Source organism: Lentzea albida (assembly GCF_900111005.1).
GTDB lineage: Bacteria > Actinomycetota > Actinomycetes > Mycobacteriales > Pseudonocardiaceae > Lentzea > Lentzea albida.
Genome location: NZ_FOFV01000001.1, coordinates 386,878 through 411,049, shown reverse-complemented (window position 1 = coordinate 411,049; position 24,172 = coordinate 386,878). Strand labels below are relative to the sequence as shown.

Annotated in this window: 20 protein-coding genes and 1 tRNA gene; 13 read left to right on the top strand and 8 right to left on the bottom strand. The window is 69.5% G+C overall.

Annotation, left to right across the window (positions count from 1 at the left end):
• Position 1 precedes the first annotated feature (1 nt).
• Positions 2-649 (bottom strand): DUF3159 domain-containing protein, encoded by a 648-nt coding sequence (locus BMY74_RS02070; RefSeq protein ID WP_089908487.1) that lies wholly within the window; start codon positions 647-649, stop codon positions 2-4.
• Positions 650-797: 148 nt separating this feature from the next.
• Between BMY74_RS02070 and BMY74_RS02065 the strand changes: the two genes are divergently transcribed.
• The 6 genes from BMY74_RS02065 to BMY74_RS02040 are packed head-to-tail and all read left to right on the top strand — an operon-like array spanning position 798 to position 7,487.
• A complete protein-coding gene (locus BMY74_RS02065; RefSeq protein WP_425434814.1) occupies positions 798-1,988 on the top strand; it encodes an ROK family protein in 1,191 nt (396 codons plus the stop codon).
• Positions 1,989-2,004: 16 nt separating this feature from the next.
• On the top strand, positions 2,005-3,330 hold the full coding sequence (locus BMY74_RS02060) for an ABC transporter substrate-binding protein (protein ID WP_089908481.1): 1,326 nt from the start codon (positions 2,005-2,007) through the stop codon (positions 3,328-3,330).
• An 11-nt stretch (positions 3,331-3,341) separates the two neighbouring features.
• Positions 3,342-4,316 carry a carbohydrate ABC transporter permease gene (locus tag BMY74_RS02055; RefSeq protein WP_089908480.1) on the top strand — a complete coding sequence of 325 codons (975 nt, stop codon included), beginning with the start codon at positions 3,342-3,344 and terminating at the stop codon, positions 4,314-4,316.
• Entirely contained in the window at positions 4,313-5,206 is an 894-nt protein-coding gene (locus tag BMY74_RS02050) for a carbohydrate ABC transporter permease (protein ID WP_089908478.1), read from the top strand. The genes BMY74_RS02055 and BMY74_RS02050 overlap by 4 nt, the downstream gene beginning before the upstream one ends.
• Complete coding sequence (locus BMY74_RS02045; protein ID WP_089908476.1) at positions 5,203-6,471, top strand: 6-phospho-beta-glucosidase; 1,269 nt, start codon at positions 5,203-5,205, stop codon at positions 6,469-6,471. Before BMY74_RS02050 ends, BMY74_RS02045 begins: the two co-directional genes overlap by 4 nt.
• 5 nt (positions 6,472-6,476) lie before the next feature.
• Positions 6,477-7,487, top strand: a complete 1,011-nt coding sequence (locus BMY74_RS02040; RefSeq protein ID WP_089908474.1) for an N-acetylglucosamine kinase — start codon at positions 6,477-6,479, stop codon at positions 7,485-7,487.
• A gap of 206 nt (positions 7,488-7,693) precedes the next feature.
• Here the strand turns inward: BMY74_RS02040 and BMY74_RS02035 are convergent, their stop codons facing one another.
• Positions 7,694-8,101 (bottom strand): hypothetical protein, encoded by a 408-nt coding sequence (locus BMY74_RS02035; RefSeq protein ID WP_143091412.1) that lies wholly within the window; start codon positions 8,099-8,101, stop codon positions 7,694-7,696.
• Between the two features lie 220 nt (positions 8,102-8,321).
• Between BMY74_RS02035 and BMY74_RS02030 the strand changes: the two genes are divergently transcribed.
• Positions 8,322-9,110 carry an SGNH/GDSL hydrolase family protein gene (locus BMY74_RS02030; protein ID WP_342716569.1) on the top strand — a complete coding sequence of 263 codons (789 nt, stop codon included), beginning with the start codon at positions 8,322-8,324 and terminating at the stop codon, positions 9,108-9,110.
• A gap of 142 nt (positions 9,111-9,252) precedes the next feature.
• Here BMY74_RS02030 and BMY74_RS02025 read toward each other — a convergent pair whose 3' ends face one another.
• Positions 9,253-12,015 carry an AfsR/SARP family transcriptional regulator gene (locus BMY74_RS02025; RefSeq protein WP_089908467.1) on the bottom strand — a complete coding sequence of 921 codons (2,763 nt, stop codon included), beginning with the start codon at positions 12,013-12,015 and terminating at the stop codon, positions 9,253-9,255.
• A gap of 101 nt (positions 12,016-12,116) precedes the next feature.
• On the opposite strand from BMY74_RS02025, the gene BMY74_RS02020 reads away from it, so the two are divergent.
• On the top strand, positions 12,117-13,151 hold the full coding sequence (locus tag BMY74_RS02020) for an ADP-ribosylglycohydrolase family protein (RefSeq protein WP_089908464.1): 1,035 nt from the start codon (positions 12,117-12,119) through the stop codon (positions 13,149-13,151).
• 169 nt (positions 13,152-13,320) lie between these two features.
• On the opposite strand, the gene BMY74_RS02015 is transcribed toward BMY74_RS02020, so the two are convergent.
• Genes BMY74_RS02015 through BMY74_RS02005 form a run of 3 tightly spaced genes read right to left on the bottom strand, consistent with a single transcriptional unit; the run spans position 13,321 to position 15,932 of the window.
• Positions 13,321-14,061: an FAD:protein FMN transferase gene (locus BMY74_RS02015; RefSeq protein WP_245785837.1), complete on the bottom strand. Its 741-nt coding sequence runs from the start codon at positions 14,059-14,061 to the stop codon at positions 13,321-13,323.
• On the bottom strand, positions 14,061-14,558 hold the full coding sequence (locus BMY74_RS02010) for an FMN-binding protein (protein WP_089908461.1): 498 nt from the start codon (positions 14,556-14,558) through the stop codon (positions 14,061-14,063). The genes BMY74_RS02015 and BMY74_RS02010 overlap by 1 nt, the downstream gene beginning before the upstream one ends.
• Before the next feature lie 15 nt (positions 14,559-14,573).
• Positions 14,574-15,932, bottom strand: coding sequence for a ferredoxin reductase family protein (locus BMY74_RS02005; RefSeq protein WP_089908458.1), 1,359 nt, complete (start codon positions 15,930-15,932; stop codon positions 14,574-14,576).
• Positions 15,933-16,060: 128 nt separating this feature from the next.
• Here BMY74_RS02005 and BMY74_RS02000 point away from each other — a divergent pair, with 128 nt between their 5' ends.
• Both BMY74_RS02000 and BMY74_RS01995 read left to right on the top strand, forming a co-directional pair.
• Positions 16,061-16,768, top strand: coding sequence for a response regulator transcription factor (locus BMY74_RS02000; protein ID WP_089908454.1), 708 nt, complete (start codon positions 16,061-16,063; stop codon positions 16,766-16,768).
• 8 nt (positions 16,769-16,776) lie between these two features.
• Positions 16,777-18,192, top strand: a complete 1,416-nt coding sequence (locus tag BMY74_RS01995; RefSeq protein WP_089908451.1) for a sensor histidine kinase — start codon at positions 16,777-16,779, stop codon at positions 18,190-18,192.
• Between the two features lie 6 nt (positions 18,193-18,198).
• Here the strand turns inward: BMY74_RS01995 and mgrA are convergent, their stop codons facing one another.
• Positions 18,199-19,227 (bottom strand): L-glyceraldehyde 3-phosphate reductase, encoded by a 1,029-nt coding sequence (gene mgrA / locus BMY74_RS01990; RefSeq protein ID WP_089908448.1) that lies wholly within the window; start codon positions 19,225-19,227, stop codon positions 18,199-18,201.
• Between the two features lie 40 nt (positions 19,228-19,267).
• Here mgrA and BMY74_RS01985 point away from each other — a divergent pair, with 40 nt between their 5' ends.
• Complete coding sequence (locus BMY74_RS01985) at positions 19,268-20,929, top strand: hypothetical protein (protein ID WP_089908445.1); 1,662 nt, start codon at positions 19,268-19,270, stop codon at positions 20,927-20,929.
• A gap of 58 nt (positions 20,930-20,987) precedes the next feature.
• On the opposite strand, the gene BMY74_RS01980 is transcribed toward BMY74_RS01985, so the two are convergent.
• Positions 20,988-21,063, bottom strand: a tRNA-Thr gene (locus BMY74_RS01980).
• A 259-nt stretch (positions 21,064-21,322) separates the two neighbouring features.
• On the opposite strand from BMY74_RS01980, the gene BMY74_RS01975 reads away from it, so the two are divergent.
• Together BMY74_RS01975 and BMY74_RS01970 are read left to right on the top strand one after the other, a co-directional pair.
• Positions 21,323-22,666 carry a threonine/serine exporter family protein gene (locus BMY74_RS01975; protein ID WP_245785836.1) on the top strand — a complete coding sequence of 448 codons (1,344 nt, stop codon included), beginning with the start codon at positions 21,323-21,325 and terminating at the stop codon, positions 22,664-22,666.
• A gap of 69 nt (positions 22,667-22,735) precedes the next feature.
• Positions 22,736-24,169 carry an alpha,alpha-trehalose-phosphate synthase (UDP-forming) gene (locus BMY74_RS01970; protein WP_089908442.1) on the top strand — a complete coding sequence of 478 codons (1,434 nt, stop codon included), beginning with the start codon at positions 22,736-22,738 and terminating at the stop codon, positions 24,167-24,169.
• Positions 24,170-24,172 lie beyond the last annotated feature (3 nt).

The window sequence follows — 24,172 nt, the reverse complement described above, 5'->3', positions numbered from 1 at the left end:
CCTAAGAGGCAGACTCCGGCACCTGCGGGTGCCGGAACCCGGGGTGCCCGTCCGGCAAAGCCCGCCGAAGCAACCACCCCGACACCAGGATGCACACGATCTGCAACGGCCAGGACAACGCCACCCGCAGCGTGGCCAGCCAGAACACCTGCGCATCCAGCCACAAAGGCGTGAACACGGCCACCCGCAACACGTACTGCCCCACCCAGGCCCAAGACGCCACGGAGTAGGCGCGCAACAACGCAGGATCTCGCCGCCACCGAGTCTTCTGCCCCAACAGAGTCCCCACGACCAGCCCGAGGAACGGCCACCGCACCGCGATGGACCCGGCCCAAGCCAAAGCAGAAGCCACGTTCGACAGCAGCTGGATCAGGAAGAAGTCCTCGACCCGACCGGTGTAGAGCGCCACCAGAGCCGCCGCCACCACCAGCAGCACGGACAGCAGGACCGCACGGGGCTTCTCGCCGCGCACCAACCGGAACGCGCCGATCGCCACGCCGCACAGCACCGCCGCCACGGCACCCGCGCCGATCGAGTGACCCCACACCAGCCAGCCCAGAACGAACGCCAGCGGCGGCAGGGAGGCGTCGAGGGCGCCGCCTCGGCCTCCGAGCAGTGATGCGAGCGACTCCTGGCGCACGTCGGTCATGGTTCCAGGGTGCCTTAGGCGAACCTAACTCAGGTAACGGACCCATATCGGGGATTGACCGCGGTGAACCAGGTCACTACCGTCTCCACGAAATCGTCTGGAAAGTTAACAGACAGGAGCGGACCTAATGCGTGCCGGAAGCCCACGACTGCTGCGGGAGATCAACGACCGCGCAGCCATCGAGGCTCTGCTGCGCAACGGGCCGCTGACCAGGTCGGAGTTGGAAGGCCTGATCGGTCTTTCGAAGCCGGCGACCGCGCAGCTGCTCACGCGCCTCGAATTCGCCGACACCGTGGTCCGCAACGGGCTGCGTGGCGGTGGGCGGGGGCCTCGGGCGCAGCTGTGGTCGGTCAACGGGGCGCTGGCGCACGTCGCGGCTGTCGACCTCACCCCCGAGACGGTCGACATCGCCATCGCGGACATCTCCGGTGCCGTGCTCACCGAGCACAAGGCGCCGATGCCCGCGAAGCACGGCGTGCTGGAGGCGTTCGTCAGCGCGGTCGGCAAGGCCTGCGGGCAAGCGGGTCTGAGCGCCGACCGGTTGCTGCACGTCGTGGTGGGCTGTCCGGGAGCGGTGAACCCCGTGACCGGCGAGCTCGGCTACGCGCCCCACCTGCCCGGCTGGAGCGGGTTCGACGTGCCCGGCCGGTTGCGGGAGCGGCTCGCGACGTCGGTGAGCGTCGAGAACGACGTCAACCTCGTCGCGCTGGAGGAGATGGTCGCCGGGCGGGCCACCGAGGTGAACGACTTCGTCGTCATCTGGCCCGCCGACCTCGTCGGTGCCGCCGTCGTCGTCAACGGGTCGCTGCTGCGCGGCGCTTCCGGGGGCGCGGGCGAGATCGACGGGCTGATGATCCCCGACCGCGCGGCGGCCGACACCGACACGGACCGCTCCGGCGGCACGTTCGGCGAGCTGCTCAGCAACACGTCGATCTGCAAGCTCGCACGGGCCCACGGGCTCGCCGCGCGCAACGGCCACGGGGCCGTGCGCAAGGCGTTGGCCGCGGGTCCTGCGGGCCGCGAGTTCATGGGCGATCTCGCCAGGCGCATCGCCACGGGCGTGGCCAGCGTCGTCGCGGTGCTCGACCCGGAACTCATCCTCCTGTCCGGCGACATCGCGCAGGCGGGCGGAACCACGCTGAACGACCTCGTTGCCGCGGAACTGCGGCAACTGGTGGTGCCGAGAACACCTGTCCAACTGGCCCTGGTGACCGGGAAACCGGTGCGCAGCGGCGCATTGCACTCGGCCCTGGCCGTGGCGCGTGAACAGGTGTTCGGCCTGCCGGCAGCCACCACGGCTCCATTCCGCGGCCCAGTGGTCGCCGGGTCCCCACGTTGATCGAGAAGGAGTGCACATGCGCAAGCACACCCGTGCTGCTTTGCTCTGTGTCGCCGCAGCGCTGACCCTCACCGCATGTGCGGCGGGCAAGGGTGGTGGTGCCGACACCGGTGCCGCAGCTGCTCCTGGCAAGGACGACAAGCTCACCCTCACGGTCTGGAGCAACTACTCCGACCGCGAGCTCGAAGAGGTCACCAAGGCCCTCAAGACGTTCAACAAGAAGTTCCCGAACATCGAGATCAAGCACGAGGGCTCGCAGGACGACGACAAGATCACCGCGGGCATCCGGTCCGGCAACACGCCGGACGTCGCGCTGTCGTTCACGACCGACAACATCGGCCAGTTCTGCTCCTCCGGCGCGTTCCAGCCGCTGAAGGCCTACATCGACCGCGACAAGGTCGACCTGAACCAGCTCTCCCCCGCGGTCCAGGAGTACACCGAGTACAAGGGCAACCGCTGCGCGATGCCCATGCTCACCGACGTGTACGCCATGTACTACAACAAGGACCTGCTCACGAACGCGGGCATCGCGAACCCGCCGAAGACGCTCGACGAGCTCTACGACGCGGCCGTGAAGGCGACCAAGAAGGCGCCGAACGGGGACATCGAGGTCGCGGGTTACCTGCCCACGATGGGCTTCTACGCCAACCGCCCGACCATCCTCGCGCCGACGTTCGGTGGTGTGTGGGAGAAGGACGGCAAGTCCAACCTCGCCGGCTCCCCCGGCTTCACCGAGATGCTGACGTTCCAGAAGAAGCTCGTCGACTTCTACGGCTACGACGCGCTGGAGCGGTTCCGCGCGGGCCTCGGCCAGGAGTACTCGGCCGACCACGCGTTCCACCAGGGCAAGATCGCGATCATGATCGACGGTGAGTACCGCACCGCGTTCCTCAAGGCGCAGGCACCGCAGATCAAGTTCGGCACCGCCCCGTTCCCGACGGCGAAGGACGTCGCCTACGGCACGGCGTTCACCACCGGCACGATCATGGGCATCCCCAAGGGCGCCAAGAACCCCGGCGCCGCGTGGGAGCTGATCAAGCACCTGACGTTCGACACCGACACGATCGTCGACCTGTCCAACGCCATCAAGAACGTCCCGAGCACCAAGGCCGCCATGGAGAGCCCGAAGCTCGACGTGGACGAGCAGTTCAAGACGTTCATCGACCTCGCCAAGAGCGACAAGCTCAAGGGCAACCCGGTCACCCCCATCGGTGACGCGCACATCAAGGCCGTCACCGACTTCTCGGTCTCCTACCAGTCCGGCAAGGTCCCGGACCTGGCGGCAGGCCTCAAGGAAGTCGACAAGAACATCGACGACCAGATCGCCAAGAGCGGCAAGTAGGGACTCGTCAGATGACCGCCACGCTCGGCGCCCGTCCCGCCCCCGGCAGGGGGCGGGCACGTGCCCGCCACCGCCTCGCCGTGCTCGGGTTCATGGCACCGGCCATCATCGGCTTCGTCCTGTTCTTCCTGTACCCGTTGATCGCCACGGTCGTCTTCAGCTTCACGAAGTACGACCTGATCAACGCACCGGAGTTCACGGGGCTCGACAACTACACGTTCATGTTCAAGGATCCCTTGCTGATCAAGGCGATCACGAACACGCTCTGGTTCGTCGTGGTGCTGACGATCGCGCGGACCGTGTTCGCGCTGGGCGTGGCATCGGTCATCGCTCGCCTCAAGACGGGCGTCGGGTTGATCCGCACGCTCTGCTACCTGCCCTCGCTGGCGCCGCCGGTCGCCGCGACACTCGTGTTCTTCATGGTGATGCGCCCCAACGGCGGCCCGCTCGACACGTTCCTCGGCTGGTTCGGCGTCGACGCACCGCTGTTCTTCTCCGACCCGGCCTGGGCCAAGCCCGGCATCACCGCGATCATGCTGTGGATCTCCGGCGACCTGATGATCATCATCCTCGCCGCGATCCTCGACGTGCCGCAGGAGCAGTACGAGGCCGCCGAACTCGACGGCGCGGGCCCGGTCCGGCGCTGGTGGCACGTCACGCTGCCGACGATCTCACCGGTGCTGCTCTTCGGCATCGTGAACTCGGTGATCCTCGCGTTGCAGCTCTTCACGCAGGCGGTCGTCGCGGGGTCGGCCGGCTCGGGAGCGGCGGACGCGACGGGATCGACCAAGTACCTCGGTTTCCCGGACAACTCCACGCTGACGTTCCCGGTCTACCTGTACACGCAAGGGTTCCGCTACTTCGACATGGGCTACGCGGCCGCCATGGCCACGGTCCTGTTCGTCATCTCGTTCGCCGTGACCATCGTCCTGGTCCAGCGGATGCGCAAGAACTCCACGGCTGAGGAAGGGGGTCCGGGAGCATGACCGCCACGCTGACCAAACCACCGGTCGACGTCCCCGCGGAACCGGAGCAGCCGCGCCGGAAGCGTTCCACGGGCAGCTTCCTGAACTGGGTGGCGACGCACGCGATCGGCCTCGCGCTCGGCCTGATGTTCGCCACGCCCGTCGTGTTCGTCTTCCTGACCGCGGTGATGTCGGACAACCAGGCGTTCACCGCGGACCTGTGGCCGCGCGAGTGGCACTGGGAGAACTTCGTCGAGGTCTTCGACAAGGCGCCGCTCTTCCAGTACCTGGTCAACAGCCTCACGTACTCGCTGCTCGCGACGCTGGGCATGCTGATCTCGTCGATCCCGGCGGCCTACGCGCTCGCGAAGCTCAAGTGGCGCGGCCGGAACGTGGCGTTCATCCTCGTCATCGGCGCCATGATGCTGCCGCCGCAGGTGGTCGCCGTGCCGCTGTACGACACGTGGTCGTCGCTGGGCCTGACCGGCTCGCTGGTCCCGCTCATCGCGCCGTACTTCCTGTTCGACGCGTTCAGCATCTTCCTGCTGCGCCAGTTCATGCTGACCATCCCGCAGTCCTACGTGGACGCCGCGCGGGTGGACGGCTGCTCGGAGTTCCAGGCCCTGGTGCGGATCATCGTGCCGATGGCGAAGCCGGGCATCGCGGCGACCGCGCTGTTCTGCTTCCTCTTCACCTGGAACGACTACTTCGGGCCGTTGCTCTACACGGGCGAGGTGAAGGACCAGTGGACGTTGTCGCTGGCCCTGGCGACGTTCAAGGGCATGCACATCGTGCAGTGGAACTCGTCGATGGCGGTGACGTTCCTGACGATGATCCCGGCCGTCGTCCTCTTCGTCTTCGCTCAGAAATCTTTCGTCAAGGGCATCACGTTCACGGGAGTCAAGGGATGAAACTCACCGTCGTCGGTGGCGGGTCCACCTACACACCGGAGCTGATCGACGGCATCGCCGGCCGTCGCACCAGCCTGGCGGTGGACGAGATCGTCCTCGTCGACCCGGACCAGCACCGCCTCTCCCTCGTCGGCCCGTTCAGCCAGCGCCTGCTGGAGCACGCGGGACACCCGGCGAAGGTGCGCACCACCTCGTCGCTCGAAGAGGGCGTCGAGGGCGCTTCGGCCGTCCTGCTGCAACTGCGGGTGGGCGGGCAGACGGCGCGAGCCTCGGACGAGACGTTCCCGCTGACCTGCGGGTGCGTCGGCCAGGAGACCACCGGCGCGGGAGGCCTCGCCAAGGCCCTGCGGACCGTGCCGGTGGTCCTGGACATCGCCGAGAAGGTGCGCAGGCTCGCCGGGCCCGACACGTGGATCGTCAACTTCACGAACCCGGTCGGCATCGTCACGCGAGCGCTCCTGCAGGAGGGCCACAAGGCGATCGGCCTGTGCAACGTGGCGATCACGTTCCAGCGCTGGACCTCCGCGCTGCTCGGCGTCGATCCATCCACTGTGGAGCTGGAACACGTCGGCCTGAACCACCTCACGTGGGAACGCGGCGTGTACGTGGACGGCGTGGACCGGTTGCCGGAACTGCTCGAGGACCACGTCGAGGGCCTGGCGGAGCACATCGGCATCGACGGCGGCCTGATGCGGCGCCTGAACATGGTGCCGTCGTACTACCTGAACTACTTCTACAACCACGACGCCGTCGTGCAGAAGCAGCTCAACGAGCCGCCTCGCGCCGAGGTCGTCGCGGCGGTCGAGAAGGAACTGCTGGACATCTACGGCGACCCGTCGGTCGTGACGAAGCCGGAGCAGCTCGGACAGCGCGGTGGCGCGTACTACTCCGAGGCGGCCGTGCAGCTCGTGCACGCGCTGACCGGGGGCGAAGGCGCCGAGAAGCACGTGGTCAACGTGCAGAACAACGGCTCGCTGCCCTTCCTGCCCGACGACGCCGTGGTCGAAGTCTCGTCCACTGTGGACGGAAATGGCGGTAGGCCGTTGCCGGTCCGCCCCGTGGAACCGTCCATCTCCGGCCTGATCTCGCACGTCACCGCGTACGAGTACCTGGCGCTGGAAGCCGCGAAGCACGGTGGCCGGGACCGGGTGGCGAACGCGCTGCTCGCCCACCCGCTCATCGGGCAGCACGCGATCGCGGACCGGCTGGCCGACGAGCTGATCGCGCAGAACCGCGATCTGCTGCCGTGGGTGAAGGGAAACTGACAACGATGACCGACCGGGTGCTCGCCATCGACGGCGGGAACAGCAAGACCGCGGTGCTCCTGGTGGACGCGGACGGCAAGGTGCTCGCGCAGGTGCGCGGGCCTGGTGCGCCGCCGCAGACCGTGGGCATGAAGCGCGGACTCGACGTGTTCGAGGCACTGGCACGCGAGGCCGCGGCTCAGGCGGGACTGTCCCCCGACGAGCCGATCGCGTCGCACACGTCCGCCTACCTCGCGGGGGCCGACCTGCCCCGCGAGGAGGAGGACCTGACGCGGGCGATCTCCGAGCGGGGCTGGTCGAGGACGACGTTCGTCGGCAACGACACGTTCGCGCTGCTGAGGGCTGGTACCGCCGCCGCTGGGGGTGTGGCGGTCGTCTGCGGCGCGGGGATCAACGCGGTGGGCGTGGCGCGCGACGGCCGGACGCACCGGTTCCCCGCGCTGGGCGCGATCTCGGGTGACTGGGGTGGCGGTGGCCAGCTCGGCAACGACGCCCTGTGGCACGCGGTGCGCGCGGAGGACGGCCGGGGCAAGCCGACGCTGCTGCTTCCCGCGCTGCTGAAGCACTACGGCGAGACCTCGATCTTCGACGTCGTGGAGAAGATCCACTTCGAGGAGCTCGAACTGGACCCGCACGCGCTCTGCCCGTTGGTCTTCGAGGTGGCCGCGCAGGGTGATGCCGTTGCGCTGCAGCAGGTCGACCGCCTCGTCGAGGAGATCGTCCTGCTCGCCACGGTCTCGATGCGCAAGCTCGACCTGATGGACGAGCCCGTGGACGTGGTGCTGGGCGGCGGGGTCCTCACCAACACCGGCGACGTCGTGGTCGGCCCCGTCCGGCAGCAGATCCTCGAAGCCGCGCCGCTCGCCCAGGTCCGCCTGGTCGACGTGCCTCCCGTGGTGGGCGCGGCTCTTCTGGGCCTCGACCACATCGGGGCCTCGCCGGGCGCGGAGCTGAGGCTGCGCTCGGCGTACAGCGAACAGGTGCCGGCGGCCGCGCTGGACGTGGCCGCCGGCTGACCCCAAGACCCCGTCTCAGGGGGTGAATCGGCGGCGGTACCCCCTGAGACGGTCCCAATCCCCACTGCTCGGGGCAGACAGGCGGCGGCGTCCCGAGCAGTGGCCCCAACCCTTTCCGAGGGGTGGAACCGGCGGCGGCGTCCCCCTCGGAAAGGCCCGGCGACCCCCGCAGCGACCTCATGTGCCGAGGACGCTGCGGGGGTCTTTCACGTCGTGGGCAGGGACGAGGGCTCGATCTGCAGAGCGGCGGACGAGACCGCCGGCACCGCGCCCGAGGGGACGACGGTCGTCGCGGCGACGCTTTCCGGGGACGCCGCGGCCTCCGGGGTGACGACGGGGTTCGAGTGGGGCGGCGGGGTGACCGCGACCGGCCCGCCCGACGGCGGCACCGACGGCCGCACGGACGGGGTCGGCCTGACCGCGGACCGGCCGGGCGGTTCGGGGCTGAACTCCATCGGCGGCTGGTCGCCCCCGACCTGGGCGGCGTCGGGCGCACCGGGCTCCGGCGCGGACCCGGACGACACCGGTCCGCTCAGAGCGACCGCGGCCAGGGCGCCGACTGTGAGAAGCGCTACACCGAGCGAAAGGAACGGAAGCGGCAAACCAGAACGCACCCGGCAGAAGTTAGCGAGGCATTGAGACGAATCCCCTGGAATCCCCTCAAGCTTCCCTCGATCGAGTGGTAAAAGAATCGTCACCCACAGCGACAAAACCTACGATGCCGTAACCGACGGTGGCGTAACCACGGGTTGGTTGTGCATGCTAACTAGTCGCCTCCGGACGGGAGCCCGCCGGCGAGGAGCAAGGCACATCGCACGAAAGAAGGGGGATGTTGTGCTGCTGCGTTGGAACAGTCTCGTGTCCCTGGGGGACAGCTTCACCGAAGGCATGGACGATCCCGGCCCGGGAGACACCTACGTCGGCTGGGCGGACCGGCTGGCGGGCATGATCGCCCAGCAGGCACCCGAGTTCCGGTACGCCAACTTCGCGATCCGCGGCAAGATGCTGCAGGAGATCATCGACGACCAGGTGCCGCTCGCGATCTCGCTCAAGCCGGACCTGGTGACGTTCTGCGGTGGTGGCAACGACATCATGCTGCCGAACAGCGACCCGGACGCGCTGGCCGAGGTGTACGAGGTGGCGGTGGCCGACCTCAGGGCCGCCGGGGCCGACGTCGTGATCTTCACCGGCTTCGACACCAAGGCGACACCGCTGCTCAGGAGCCTGCGCGGCAAGGTCGCCATCTACAACGCGCACCTGTGGTCGATCGCCGAGCGCTACCACTGCCGCATGGTCGACCTGTGGTCGATGCACGTGCTGCACGACCGTCGCGCGTGGAGCGAGGACAGGCTGCACCTCTCGCCGGAGGGCCACCAGCGCGTCGCGCTCAAGGCCGCCGAGGTGCTCGGGCTGACCGACGACCACTCGTGGAACGCGCCATGGCCCGCTCTCGAGGAGGCGGACTGGGTCACCCAGCGCAAGGCGGACCTGAAGTGGGCCCGCGAGTACGTGGTGCCGTGGATCGGCCGCACGCTCCGGGGCGAGTCGATGGGTGACGGCCTTGCGCCGAAACGGCCGGAGTTGCTACCACTCGCGCGTTGCGCCGAAGAGAACTTCCAGTAAAAGGCGAAGGCCCGACCGGCATTCTCCCCCGAGTGCCGGTCGGGCCTTCCGAAAGCAGACGCCTTGCCCCCTCGGCAATCCCCCACTCGGCAGCCTGCTCGTCCAACATCCCATGCTTTGGGACCAGACGACTAAACGCGCGCTAAACCTCGGACGAGAGCGAGTCCAGAAGGGTCCGCACCTCGACCGCGCGCGCCGAGTTGACCTGCGCGTACAGGCGCAGCGCCTCCGTCAATTCCGCTGCCGCAGCAACCCATTCCGCCCGCCGGAGCAACACGCCGCCGAGAACGTGCCGCCCGAACCCCTCCAGGTACGTCACCTCGGCCACCGAGGCCTGGTCGACGACCTGGCGGGCCAGGGCCTCCGCCCGGTCCAGCGCGCCGGCCTGCAGGTGCAGCTCGGCGAGGTTGGCGAGGCCGCGCATCAACGCGACGTCGTCCCCGGAGCGCCGGTAGACGTCGACGGCGTGGGACTGGTGCCGCAGCGCCACTTCCACGTGTCCGCGGGCCTGTTCGACCTGTGCCACGTTGTTGAGGCCGTGGGCCTCGCCGACCACGTCACCGGACTGCTGCGCGAGCTGCACGGACTCCCAGAAGTGCAGCAGCGCCTCGTCGTGCAGTTCCAGCCGGAACAGGACGTCGGCGAGCTGGGCGAGCGTCAGCACCAGGTACTGGCGCTCGCCCAGCTCGGTCGCGAGCCGGTGCGCCCGACGGGCGTCCGGCAGCAGGACGGCGCGTCCCAGCCGGGCGTTCGTCGTGTAGGTCGTGTCCAGCATCAGGACCTGTCCGAGGCGGCTCCCCGTCACCTCGGCCGCGGCCAGGCCGAACCCGACCAACGCCACCCACTCGCCGGTGAGTGCGCGCGCGGTCGCGTAGTGGTGCAGCAGCCTCACCAGCTGCCACACCTGGTCGTGCAGGCCCCTTTCCGCCGCCGCGTGCACCACCGCGACGATGTTGGGCCACTCCTGGTCGAACCAGTCGATCGGGTCACCGAACTCCGGCAACGCGGTGGAACCGTTGTCCCCCAGGGCGAAGTCCAGCCCGTCCCGCACCGGCCGGATGGCCCGGCGGACGTGGTCGCACGCGACGAGGTAGTAGTTCACCAGGCGCCGCAACGAATCCAGGTCCGCCCGGCCCGCGCCGCGCACGTACAGGCGCACCAGCTCGTGCATGGTGAAGCCGTCCGGCCACGGTTCGACGAGCAGGTTCACCCCGACGAGCTGGGTCAGCCGCGAGCGCGCCGACTCGACGCGGGTGCGGGTCAGCGCGGCGACGGCGTGCGGCGACATCCACCGGCCGGGCGCCATGCCGACGGACTGGAAGACCTCGCCGAGCTCGGAGGGCAGGTCGCGGGTCGACAGGTCCAGTGCCCGCGACACCCCCAGCCCCGCCTCCGGCAGGTCGAGGCCGCGCATCCGCTGCCCGTCGTCGGCGAGCTCCCCCACGAGCTCCTCGACCGTCCACTCCGGACTGATCACGAGCTTCGCGGCGGCCACCCGCAGCGCCAGCGGCAGCCCGCCGCACAGCTCGGCGAGCTTGCGCGCGGCCGCCGGGTCCTCGTCGGACAACGGCCTGCCCAGCACGTCGTCCACCAGCGCACGCGCCGCATCGTCGTCCAGCGGGCCGAGCTTGCGCACGCGGGCGCTGTTGGTGACGACCAGCCGTTCCAGCTGCGACCGCGAGGTCACCAGCACCACCGAGCCCGAGCCGGGCGGCAGCAGCGGCTGGACCTGGTCGAACGCGGTCGCGTCGTCCAGCACCACGAGCACGCGGCGGCGGTGCAGCAGCGAGCGGTAGAGCCCGACGCGGTCCTCGAGGCCGACCGGCACGCCGTCCGCCGGCACGCCCATCGCCACCAGGAACCGGGTCAGCACCTCGCCCGGCTCGGTGTCGCCGAGCGACGCGAACAGCACGCCGTGCGGGAACATGTCCGAGTTCTCGTGCCCCCACGTGATCGCGAGAGCGCTCTTGCCGACACCGGGCGCGCCGGTCAGCACGGCGACCGTGGTGGCCAGCAGGTTCCTGGCGGTGACGACCTCGTCGAGCCACGAGGTGTCGTCCTCGCGGCCGAACAGGCGGGTCGCGGACGCGGGCAGCAACGCCGGCGCCACGATGCCCGCGCGCGGCGCGACAGGCCGTTCGACGGGCCCGATCACGCTCAACGACGGGTCGTCGCGCAGCACCTGCTCGTGCAACGCCCGCAGCTGCGGGCCCGGATCGATGCCCAGCTCGTCCACCGCGCGGCGCTGGAACCGCTGGTACGCCTCGAGAGCGTCGGCCCGCTGCCCGGACCGGTAGAGCGCGCGCATGCTGTGGGCCACCAGGCGTTCCCGGAACGGGTACTCGGTGCACAGCCCGCGCAGCTCGCCCACCAGCTCCAGGTGGCGGCCCAGTTCGAGCTCGGCGTCGATGCGCTCCTCCAACGCGGACAGCCGCAGCTCTTCGAGATCGGAGGTCATCGGGTCGCCCGGCACGTCGGAGAGCACCGGCCCGCGCCACAGCCCCAGCGCCTCGCGCAGCAGGCCCGCCCTGATGGCGGCGGGCTTGCCGCGGGAGGACGCCACGAGCTGCCGGGCGCGGTGCAGGTCGAGACGCCACGGGTCGACGGTCAGCTCGTAGCCGGTCGGCGTGGTGCGGATCGTCGCGGAGCCCGCGGGATCGGCCTCCTCCAGCACCTTGCGCAACCGCGAGACGTAGCCGTGCACGATCGTCCGCGCGGTGGCCGGAGGCTGCTCCGTCCACAGCGCGTCGACGATCTGGTCGATCGAGACGGGTCGGTTCGCCTCGACGACCAGCATCGCCAGCAGTCCGCGCATGCCTCGACGGCCCAGCTCGACGAGCCGTCCGTCCGCGAGCACCTGGAGTGGACCGAGCACGCCGAACTCGAGTCCGGTTTTGCTCCGCATGCCCCTCCTCAGGTGCGCTGACCTCGTCTCTTCAGAAGGTGTGGGCGTCGCAGTCTCAGATACAAGTACGGCTCAGATTCGCGGGACGCTACTGTTCACCCGTGCCGCGAGATCGGAACTCCGTGGTTGACCGCGGCGCCGGGTGCCTCCTCGGCGGCGCTCTCGGTGATGCGCTCGGTGCGCCCGTGCAGTACCTCGGCTGGGCCGACATCCAGCGCGAACACGGTCCCGAGGGCGTCCTGGGACCCCCGAAGCCCGCGCTGTTCACGGACGACACCCAGCTGACCCTCTTCACCGCCGACGGTTACCTGCGCGCGTGGGTGCGCGGGAAACGCACCGGCGAGTGGGAGCCGTCGGAGATGGTCTGGCACAGCTACCGGCGCTGGCTCGTCACGCAGCAGCAGCCGGCCCCGGAACACGGCTCGACCGGCCTGCTCGCGGACGAACGCCTGTACGAGAGCCGCTCGCCGGGCCTCACGTGCCTGCGCGCCCTGGCCGCCGAGACACCGTCCACTCCGGAGAACCCGCACAACGAGTCGTCCGGCTGCAACGGCGTCACGCGCACCGCGCCAGCGGGCTTCGCCCCGTCCGCGGCGATCGCGTATGACCTCGGCTGCCGCTTCGCCGCGCTGACCCACGGCGGCACCGGCGGCTGGGTGTCCGGCGGCGCGCTGGCGCTGCTCGTGCACCTGCTCGCCGTGAAGGGCAGGCCGCTGCGCGAGGCGATCGACCAGGTGATCGGCCGCGTGCTGCGCGACGACACGTACACCGCGACGGTGCTGACCCGTGCCGTGGTGCTGGCCGAGGAGCACGACGGTTCCGCACCCGTGCGCGTCGACCGGCTCGGCAGCGGCTGGACCGGCCCGGAGGCGCTGGCGATCGCGGTCTACACCGTGCTGACGCACCCGAAGCCGGCGCAGTTCGTGGACGCGATGCGCGCCGCCGCCAACCACTCCGGCGGCAGTGACGCGACGGCGGCGTTGACGGGCAACGTGCTCGGGGCGTTGCACGGCACCGAGGCGCTGCCCCGCGACTGGCTGATGGGGTTGGAGATGGTGGACGTGCTGGACGCGATGGGCCGCGACCTCGGCATGTCCGCGGTGAACCTGGACTTCAACGAGGACCGCTACGCCTGACACAGAAAAGGCCTACTGTGGCGCGCTCCCGAATTCGCGCCACAGCAGGCCTTCTCGCACGAGCAGTTGGTCGACAGCAGGCCGGGACTTGCCCCGAGCGCGAGCTCCGATCCAGCTCTTGATCAACGAAGAACGTGCCCCGGAGTCAACGCTCCGTTGGGCGAGCATGTTAACAGACGTGCACGGGAAGTCCAGGGCTGGAGTGCACCCGACGATCTTCGTCGACGATGAACACCTCGCAGTCCTCCTGCGCCGCCGCCCACTCGATCCCCTCCCTGCCCAGCGCGAACGCTGCTGTGGCAGTGGTATCCGCGATCGCGAGGTCGTCGGAGAAAACGGTGACCGAGAGAATTCCCGTGACGGGCTGCCCGGTGCGGCCGTCGAGGATGTGCTGCCCGCGTTCGTACAACGCTGACGTGGCAACGGCTCCGTCGCGCACGCCGAGCACGACGCTCAGCTGGTCGGCGAGATCGGGATGCCGAACGCCTACGCGCCAAGGCTTTCCGGGTTCGGGCTCGCCGGCGGTCACGACGTCACCGCCCGCGTTGACGCAGAACGTCGTGGCACCGCCCTCGCGCAGCAGGTCCGCCGCCCGTTGCACGGCCCAGCCCTTCACGACCGCGCACGGGTCGAGGCCGCGGCCCGGGACCTGAGCCGTGAACGCGCCGCCGGTCGACTGCTCGTACCAGTCGCACAGCGACAGGACCTCGACGAGGTCCGGGGTGAGCTCCTCCCTGGTGAGCTCACCCCGGTCCAGCCGGGACACCTCGCTGTCGGGCTTGAACGGCGAGAACCGCTCGTCCGCCTCGCGCAGCCAGGCGAACGCGCGGTCGGCCAGTGCGGCGTCCCCGTCGCGGAGGTCCACCGAGATCGGCAGCCCCATGATCTGCTCGACGCGCCGCACGGCCATCACTTCGCCTGGTCGATCGCGGCCTGGAGCGACTGCTTGTAGCCCTCGGAGGTCGCGGTCGCGCCGGACACCGTGTCGATGTCCGCGCTCTGCGCCTTGAGCGCCGACTCGCGCAGCAGCGGCAGCGCCATCCTGGTCGGGTTGCTGTTGGGCGCCCGCAACGCCTTCACGTCGACGATCTTGGTGCCCTGCAGCGTCACCTGCACCTGCACGGTGCCCTCGGACGTGTTCACCGCGGGCCCGGACACCGTGCGGTTCTGGGCCTGCTGCTGGGTTTGCTGCTGCTGGGTCGTCGTCTTGGGCGCCGCCCCGGTCGTCTTCGGCGCGGCACCGGTGGTCTTGGGCGCGGCCTGGGTGGTCTGAGGTGCGGTCTGCTGCTGCGTCTCCGGCGCGGCGACCTCGCTGAGCTCGCCCTCGTGACCGGACGCCGGCGCGTAGAGCCAGACCGGGACCAGACCGGCCACGCTCAGCGCCAGAACGGGAATTGCCCTCTTCACGTCGTCGGACCCTTCTCAGTTGGCCAGCGCGAAGCGCTCGGCGTGGACCTGGTTGCCGGGAACTCCCAGTTCGTCGAGGCTCTTGATCACCGCGTCGGTCATGCCGCCGGGACCGCAGATGAAGACGTCGCGGTCCTGCACGTCCGGCACGAGCGCGGCGATGTTCTCGGGGCCGAGCAACGGGCCGTTCGCGGTGATGGTCTTCGACGAACCGGTGACCAGGCGCAGCGCCGCGCCCTTGGCCCTGGCGAGCCCTTCGAGCTCGCGCAGCAGCACGGCCTCGCGGGGGTCGCTGACCCGGTAGAGCACCACGACGTGGCCCTTGATCTCCTCCAGCAGCGCGCGGACCGGTGTGACGCCGACACCGCCCGCGACGAGGAGCGCGTTGGGCTTGGTCTGGTGCATGGTCGTGAACGCGCCGTACGGTCCTTCGGCGAACACGCGCGTGCCGACCTTGATGTTGCGGATGTCCGCGCTGCCGGTGCCCAGAGCCTTCGCGGTGAGCCGCAGGTACTTGCCGTTCGGCGCCGCGGACAGCGAGAACGGGTTGGCCTGCCACCAGCGGTCCTTGGTCAGGAAGCGCCAGAGGAAGAACTGGCCTGCGCGGGCGCCGAGCTGGTCCAGGTCCTTTCCCTCGACGTAGACGGAGACGACGTTGTGCGCCTCCGGCACGACGGCGGCGACCCGGAACTGGTGGCGCCAGTTGCGGTAGAGCGGGAGCACCACGCGTCCGATGAGGACGGAGCCGAGCGCGAACGCCCAGAGGCCCCACCAGTAGCCGGTCGCGAGCGCGGACTTGCGGAACGTGCTGCCCACCGCCACCTGGTGCGAGAACGCGAGGAAGATCGCCACGTAGGTGTAGAGGTGGATGAAGTGCCAGGTCTCGTAGGCCAGCCGGCGCCGCGCGAAGCGGGCCGAGACGACGCCGACGACCATGATGATCGCCCACGCCACCAGCGCGCGCAGGATGCCCTCCAGCTCGGTCGCCTGACGGATGACCTCGGCAATCGGCCCTTCCGAGCCCGCGTTGCCGAACGCGATGAAGACGAGGTGGCCGATCAGCGTGAAGAAGATCGTGAAGCCGACCCAGCGGTGCCACGAGGTGAGCTTGTCCATGCCGAGGCGCCGGTCGAGCCACGGCAGCCGGGCCACCAGCAGGAGCTGGAACGCCATGGCGAGCGCGCCGTAGAGGCCCGCGAGCCTGCCGAGGTTGACCAGCTTGTTCGTGCCGACGCCCGCCGCGTTGAACAGGTACGTCACGAAGGCCGCGTTGGCGAGGAGGAACACGTACAGGCCGGCTTTGGCCAGCACCTTGTGCGGCGTCGCCCGGCCGGCCGGAGCCGGTCGCACGGGGTGCTGCAGGGTGGTCGTCACGGCGGGCTCCTCGGTCGGGGCGGTCTCGGTCGGTCGGTGTCGATCCTCAGCGTTCGAGCTGTGGCTCCCCTTTGCCCGCGCTGTCGACTTCCTGTCGATCGAGCGGAGGAGCCACCGGGTGACGCACCATGAGACACGTGGACAAGGGCAACTCGGTTCGATTGCTCGTCGTGGATGACGAGCCGCACATCGCTGACCTGGTCGCGACGGTCGCCCGGTACGAGGGCTGGCAGGCCGCGACGGCGCTCAACGGCGAAGAGGCGTTGAGAGAGGCGGCCGAGTTCCAGCCGGACATCGTCGTGCTCGACCTCATGCTGCCCGACCTGGACGGATTCACCGTTCTCGATCGGCTCCGGTCGGCCGGCGCGATGGTGCCGGTGGTGTTCCTGACGGCCCGCGACGGCACTGCGGACCGGGTGGCGGGCCTCACCCGCGGCGGCGACGACTACCTCGTGAAACCGTTCTCGGTCGAGGAGCTGATGGCCCGGCTGAGGGCCGTGCTGCGCCGCTCGACGGGTCCGTCGTGGAAGCGTTCGGTGCTGAAGGTGTCCGATCTCGTGATGGACGAGGACACCCGCGAGGTCCGCCGCGGCGGCAAGCTCGTGACGCTGACGCCGACCGAGTACGAGCTGCTGCGGTACCTGATGCGGCGCTCGCCCGCCGTGCTGACGAAGGCGCAGATCCTCGACCACGTGTGGGAGTACGACTTCGGCGGCCGTTCCAACGTCGTCGAGCTGGTCATCTCCCACCTGCGCCGCAAGCTCGACGACGGCCGCGAGCCGTTGATCCACACCGTGCGCGGTGTGGGGTACGTGCTCCGCCGAGCAGCCGAGTGAGTCCCTCGATGGACTTCCGCGTGAAGCCGGTCCGCGACTGGCGGCTCGGCACCCGCCTCGCCCTGGGCCTCGGCGCCCTGGCGCTGACCGTGTTCGCGATCGTCGGCTGGGTCATGGTCTCGTCGATGAAGGACTTCCTCGACCGCCGCCTCGACGACCAGATGGTGATCAGCCAGACGAGCGCGGTCAAGGAGATCGACGCCCACGGCAAGGTCTCCAAGCTGCCGCCGGACTGGTACGCCGTCGTCTACAAGATCGAGGACGGTCAGCTCCAGGCCCAGCCGGGCGACCAGCAGCCCGCCGACCGCGAGGAGTTCGACGCGCTCGCGAAGAGGGCGCTGACCGCCGACGAGTTCCAGACCGAGTACCTGCGCGGCGAGGGCAAGTTCCGGCTGCGCGCGTGCCAGGTCGTCAAGGACGAGTGGATCCTCGTCAGCGCGGCCCCGACCACCGACCGCGACGACACGATCTCCCAGCTGGTCACGGTCGCCGTGATCGCGTTCATGGCCGCGCTGATCGCGCTGGTCGCGGGCGGTCAGGCGCTGATCCGCAAGGGCATGCGGCCGCTGTCGGACATGGCCGACACCGCGCACGACATCTCCTCGCACGACCTCACCGACTCGGGCGACCTCACGGTCCGCGTGGACGGACGGGGCGGCGGCGTCGAGGTCGAGGAGCTGCGCGAGGCGTTCAACAAGATGCTCGCGCACATCGACTCTTCTCTGGCGGCCCGCACGGCCGCAGAGCAACGCCTCCGCCGGTTCATCGCCGACGCCTCACACGAGTTGAGGACGCCTCTCACGTCGTTGCGCGGCTACGCGGACCTCTTCAAGTACGCGGCGGCCAACGAGCCGGGCGAACGCGAGAAGCACCTGGAGAAGCTGCGGTCCGAGGCGTCCCGCATGAGCGTTCTGCTGGACGACCTGTTGTTGCTGGCGCGCCTGGACTCCGCCGAGTCCGAACCACCGCTGCGCCCCGAGGAGCTCGACCTCTCGGTCGTCGCGGAGGCGGCGGCGGACGCGTTCCAGGCGGCCCGCCCGACGCACTCGCTGTCACTGGACGCCGACACGGTCACCATGACCGCGGACCCGACCCGGCTGCGGCAGGTGCTCGACAACCTGCTGACCAACGCGGCCGTGCACACGCCCGCGGGCACGTCGGTCCAGCTGAAGGTGACCGCCGAGAACGGCTGGGCGGTGATCCGGGTGAGCGACACCGGTCCCGGCATCCCCGCGGCGGACCAGGCGCGGATCTTCGACCGGTTCTACCGCGTGGACGACTCGCGGACCCGGCAGCGCGGGGGCAGCGGGCTGGGGCTCGCGGTCGTGCAGTCGCTGGTGGAGGCGCACGGCGGGACGATCGAGCTGGCGAGCCGGCCGGGGGCGACGGTGTTCACGATCCGCCTCCCCCGGCACCCGGCCTGACTCGGCTCACTCCGCCTGCGAGCTCGTCGCCCACAGGTCGATGCCCGACTCGACGGCGTACTTGTCGATCTCGGCCAGTTCGTCGTCGGTCAGCGGCGGCGCCTGCAACGCCGCGAGGTTCTGCTCCAGCTGCCCCACCGAGGACGCGCCGATCAACGCCGACGTCACCCGCGGGTCCCGGATCGTCCACGTCAGCGCCAGCTGCGCGAGCGACTGCCCGCGCGACTTGGCGATCTCGTTCAGCGACCGGATGCGGCCGAGGTTCTGCTCGGTCAGCAGGTCCGTCGACAGCGACTTGCCCTGCGTCGCACGCGACCCCTCGGGGATCCCGTCGAGGTAGCGGTCGGTCAGCATGCCCTGCGCGAGCGGCGAGAACGCGATGCAGCCGGCGCCGACCTCCTCCAGGGTGTCCAGCAGCTCGGGCTCGATCCAGCGGTTGAGCATCGAGTACGACGGCTGGTGGATCAGCAGCGGCACCCCGGCCGACTTCAGCAGTTGCGCGGCCTCGCGGGTCTTCGCGGGCGAGTACGACGAGATGCCGACGTAGAGCGCCTTGCCCTGCTGCACCGCGGACACGAGCGCGCCCATCGTCTCCTCGAGCGGCGTCTCGGGGTCGAACCGGTGCGAGTAGAAGATGTCGACGTAGTCGAGGCCCATCCGGGTCAGCGACTGGTCGAGCGAGCTGAGCAGGTACTTGCGGCTGCCCCACTCCCCGTACGGACCCGGCCACATGTCGTAGCCCGCCTTCGACGAAATCACGAGCTCGTCGCGGTACGGCCTGAGATCATCCTTCAGGATCTGCCCGAACGTGATCTCGGCGCTTCCGTAAGGAGGCCCGTAGTTGTTGGCGAGGTCGAAGTGCGTGACACCGAGGTCGAACGCCCTCCGCGCGATCCCGCGGCCCAGCTCGTACGGCCGGTCGCCGCCGAAGTTGTGCCACAGACCGAGGGAGATGGCGGGCAGCTTGAGACCGCTGCGCCCCGTCCGCCGGTAAGTCATCTGGTCGTAGCGCGTGCTATCCGCGAGGTAGGACATGGGACCCACAATGTCACGTCCTAGTGGGACAGAGCAGGACATGATCCGCGCCGCCGAGGCGGGTGAGGTGCTCGACCTCTCACGGCGTGGGAACAACGTGGTGCGTGCCACGGCGATCCGCGACCTGCTGCGGTCGGGGGACGTCGACCCGAACGGAATCCTCCTGGTCGGCGCCCGCATCACCGGCACGCTCGACCTCAGCTTCATCAGCACCTCGACACCACTGCAGCTGGACGACTGCGTCTTCGAAGAACACGTGCTGATGCACGGCACCGAACTGCCGGCGCTGTCGCTCGACGGCTCCACGCTGCCGGAGCTGAACGCCGAGAACCTGCGCACCCGCTACCTCACGATGAAGGGCACGCGCTGCACCGGCATCGTCGACCTGGAGAACGCGCGCGTCGACGGTTCCCTGCTGCTGCGGGACGCGACCGCCAGTCCGCTGTTCGCGACCGGGCTGCACGTCACCCGGAGCGTGAAGGCCGACCGGCTGCTCGCGAGCAGGGTGTGGCTCGACGGCTGCGAGATCGGCGGCGGCGTCGACCTGACGGACGCGGTGATCGTCAACGACAGGAGTTTCGCCTTCGTCGGCACCAACGCGAACATCGGTGGGGACCTCGTCCTGAACGGGACGTTCGTCAAGGCGCGTGGCGGGGCCCCTGCCGTGGCGCTGTCCGACGCCTCCGCCCGGACCCTGTGGTTGCGCGGCGCCGTCCTGCGCGCCGAGTCCGGCCCCGCGCTGTTCCTCGACGGTGCCCAGATCCAGCAGGAGGTCCGGCTCCTCGACCTCGACGCCCGCTCGATCTCGAACGACGCGGTCCGCATGGTCGACACGCAAATAGGCGCCGGGCTCGTCATCCAGGGATCCGTGCGCGCCGACGACGGCGAGGCGTTCGTGCTGCACCGGACCAAGGTCGGCGCGAGCGTCACGATCAACAACTCCGCGGTCAGGGCGAACACCAGGCACGCCGCGGTGGACCTCACCGACGCGACGGTGAACGGTGAGCTCGTCATCAGGTCGTCCACGCTCGCCAACGACGGCCAGGGCTTCGACCTCGACCTGTCCGGTGCGAAGGTCGGCAACACTCTCAGCCTCGGCGAGTCGGAACTGCTCAAGACCCGCACCTTCACCGTCACGATGGACGGCCTCACCTACCCGAACCCGCCGGTGGACACGGCTGTGTGGCTCGAGATGCTGCGCGAGCACACGCTCTTCTACGAAGCCCAGCCCTACCAGCAACTCGCCGCCGTCCACCGCGCAGCGGGCCACGAACACACCGCCCGCCGTGTCCTGATCGCCCAGCAACGCGACCTCCGCCGCCACGGCGACCCCGGCAACAAGCTGTGGCACTGGTTCCTGGGCGTCACTCTCGGCTACGGCTACAAACCGTCCAGAGCGGTGATCGGCCTACTCGTGACGTTCCTGCTGGCGCTCTGTCTCGTGTGGACAACAAATGCCTATAACGGCCTGACACCGGCCAAAGACCGCCCCGCCGACTCGTGTTCACCTGTGAACAGGATCAGTCTTGCGGCGGATCTCGCCATCCCGCTCGTGAAGCTCGGTGGCACACCGAGGTGCGAACTGGCGAACGGACCAGCCGGGCAGTGGGCGACCGGAGCAGGCTGGGTCGTGCAGATCCTCGGCTGGTCGTTCGCCACGTTGAGCGTCGCGGGGTTCACGGGGCTCGTCCGCAAAAGCTGAGACCCGTCCCCGAAATGAGACGGGGGTCCACCCGACCTGGGCGGACCCCCGTTTCCGATGGAGCCGGCGAGGGGAATCGAACCCCTAACCTTTCGCTTACAAGGCGAGTGCTCTGCCAATTGAGCTACGCCGGCCGGCTCGTGTTCGCGAACATCGTAAGCGCCCGTTGCGGGTGCTACCTGCGGCGAACGGTCTGCTCTCAGTGTGATCGGATTGCTCCGACCGGAGTCGGACCAACCAACTGAGTGGATCAATGCGTCGGAGTGACCGCCTTGACCAGGTCAGGAGGGTAACCAACGGACAGTGATCATGTCCTCCTTTTCGGGTCGCCCGATCGGAGGTGGCCGATGACACAGCAACAGCCGAAGTGTCCGTCACGATCACACGACGGAGGTGCGAAAGATTTCCACGAACAGCCTGCACGGCCCCGCTCTGCCCGATGACACCACGGTTCACCTGGTACTCGATCTCGCCCTGAAGATCGGTGAGGTCCAAATGTCCAGTGGAGCCGGTGCGGCCGATGTGACAGCGACGATTCTCTCGGTCACCGAGAGCTATGGACTGCCGCACACAGAAGTCGACGTGATCTACACCTCCATCAGCGTGTCGTGTCATCGCGGCACGGAGGCGTTGCCGATCACGTCGATCAGGGTCGTCCGGCAACGGAGCCTCGACTACACGCGCCTGGCGGACGTCGAGCACCTCGTGCGCAACCTGGGGCCGATCGAGGAAGCGCACGCACGGCTCGAAGACATCGTGAACGCCAAGCACCCGTACCCGCGGTGGGTCGCCACCGCCGCGTGGGGAGGCATGGCCGCCGCGGTCGCGTTCCTCGTGGGCGGCGGGCTCGTGCTCGCGCTCACCGCCGCCGCGATCACCGCCGTGGTCGACCGGGTCGGCCGGGTCCTCAACCGGCGCAACCTGCCGTTCTTCTTCCAGCAACTGGTCGGTGGCGCGCTCGGCACGGGCGCCGCGCTGGCGATCTACTCGACCGGGTTGCTGCCGGTGCGGCCGAGCCTGCTGGTCGCGGTCGGCATCGTCGTGCTGCTGTCCGGGCTCGCCCTGGTCAGCACCGTGCAGGACGCGATCTCCGGCTACAACGTCACCGCCGCGGGCCGCACGGTCGAGACCGTGCTGCTCAGCGCGGGCCTGATCGCGGGCGTCGCGCTGGCGATCCGCGCGGCCGTCCACTTCGGACTGGACATCCGGCTCAGCGACCCGTTGCCCGCGCTGATCTCCGCGGTGCCGATGCAGTTCGCGGCCGGCGCGGCGACGAGTGCGTTCTTCGCGCTCGCCTGTTACGCCAAACCCCGCGCGCTCGTGGCCGCCGCCGTCTCCGGCGCGATCGGCACGGCCGCCTACGGCCTCATGACGAGCCTCGGCCTCGACGCGCTGCTCAGCTCCGCGGTCGCCGCGGCGATCACCGGGTTCGGCGGCGCCACGCTGACCCGCCGGCTGCGCATCCCGACGCTCGTCGTCGTGCAGGCGGGCGTCGTCCCGCTGCTGCCCGGCTGGACCACCTACCGGGGCCTGTTCCAGCTCACCGCGGAGGGCGATCCGGCCGGTCTGAGCACCCTCGTCTTCGCGAGTGGTATTGCTCTCGCTCTGGCCGGAGGTGTCGTGTTCGGCGAGTACCTGGCCCAGCCGGTGCGCACCGGACTGGGGCGTCTGGAGCGGAAGTTCGCTGGTCCGCGCATGTCCGGCCCGCTCAAACCCAGCAGGCGTCGTTTGGAGTGAAACTCGCTGTGACGGGGGTTACACGACACGCCGAGAACACGCGTCAGCACTAGCCTCAATTTCGTGAGCATGGACATTGGCGAGAACGGGGCGGAATTCGTAGTCGTGGCCAACCGGCTGCCGGTTGACCTGGAGCGTCTGCCCGACGGGACCGAGCGGTGGAAACACAGCCCCGGCGGACTGGTGAGCGCTCTGGAGCCCTTCCTCCGCTCACACAGCGGCGCGTGGGTCGGCTGGCCCGGTGTCGCGGACGCCGAGGTGGCGCCGTTCGAGGACGACGGCCTGCTGCTGCACCCCGTCGAGCTCTCGGCCAAGGACGTCGAGGACTACTACGAGGGCTTCTCCAACGGCACCCTCTGGCCGCTCTACCACGACGTCGTGGCGCAGCCCGCGTTCCACCGGCACTGGTGGAACACCTACGTGAAGGTCAACCAGCGGTTCGCCGACGCGACCGCGAAGGTGGCCGCGCAGGGCGCGACGGTGTGGGTGCAGGACTACCAGCTGCAGCTCGTCCCGGCGATGCTGCGCGAGCAGCGGCCCGACCTCAAGATCGGCTTCTTCCTGCACATCCCGTTCCCGCCCGTCGAGCTGTTCATGCAGCTCCCGTGGCGCACGGAGATCATCCGCGGCCTGCTCGGCGCCGACCTGGTGGGCTTCCACCGTCCCGGCGGCGCGCAGAACTTCCTCTGGCTGGCGCGGCGCCTCGTCGGCCTGGAGCCGAGCCGCGGCACCGTCGGCGTCCGCACCCGGCCGGGTGTCGTCCAGGTCGGCGACCGCACCGTGCGCGTCGGCGCGTTCCCGATCTCGATCGACAGCGCGGGCCTCGACGCGGTGGCCCGCCGCAAGGAGACGCAGGCCCGCGCGAAGCAGATTCGAGCGGACCTCGGCAACCCCAAGCGCATCCTGCTGGGCGTGGACCGCCTCGACTACACCAAGGGCATCGACGTCCGGATCCGCGCCCTGTACGAGCTGATCGCGGACGGGCGCGTGGACCCCGAGGACGTCGCGATGGTCCAGCTCGCCACGCCCAGCCGGGAGCGCGTCGACCACTACGTGACGATGCGCAAGGACATCGAGCAGTCCGTCGGCCGGATCAACGGCGAGTTCGGCCGCGTCGGCAAGCCCGTCGTCCACTACCTGCACCAGTCGGTGAACCGCGAGGAGCTCGTCGCGTTCATGAGCGCTGCGGACGTCATGGTCGTCACGCCTGTTCGGGACGGAATGAACCTCGTGTGCAAGGAGTACGTCGCCTGCCGATATGATCTTGGTGGAGCTCTGGTGCTCAGCGAGTTCGCCGGCGCTGCCGCAGAACTGACCAGCGCGTTCCTGGTGAACCCCCATGATCTGGACGGTGTCAAGAACGCACTGCAGGCCGCCCTCGACATCGATCCCGCCGAAGGCCGCCGTAGGATGCGCGCGCTGCGCCGCCAAGTCCTCACCCACGACGTTGATCGCTGGGCAAGGTCGTTCCTGGAGGCGTTGGGCACGCAGACCTCGGTCTGAATC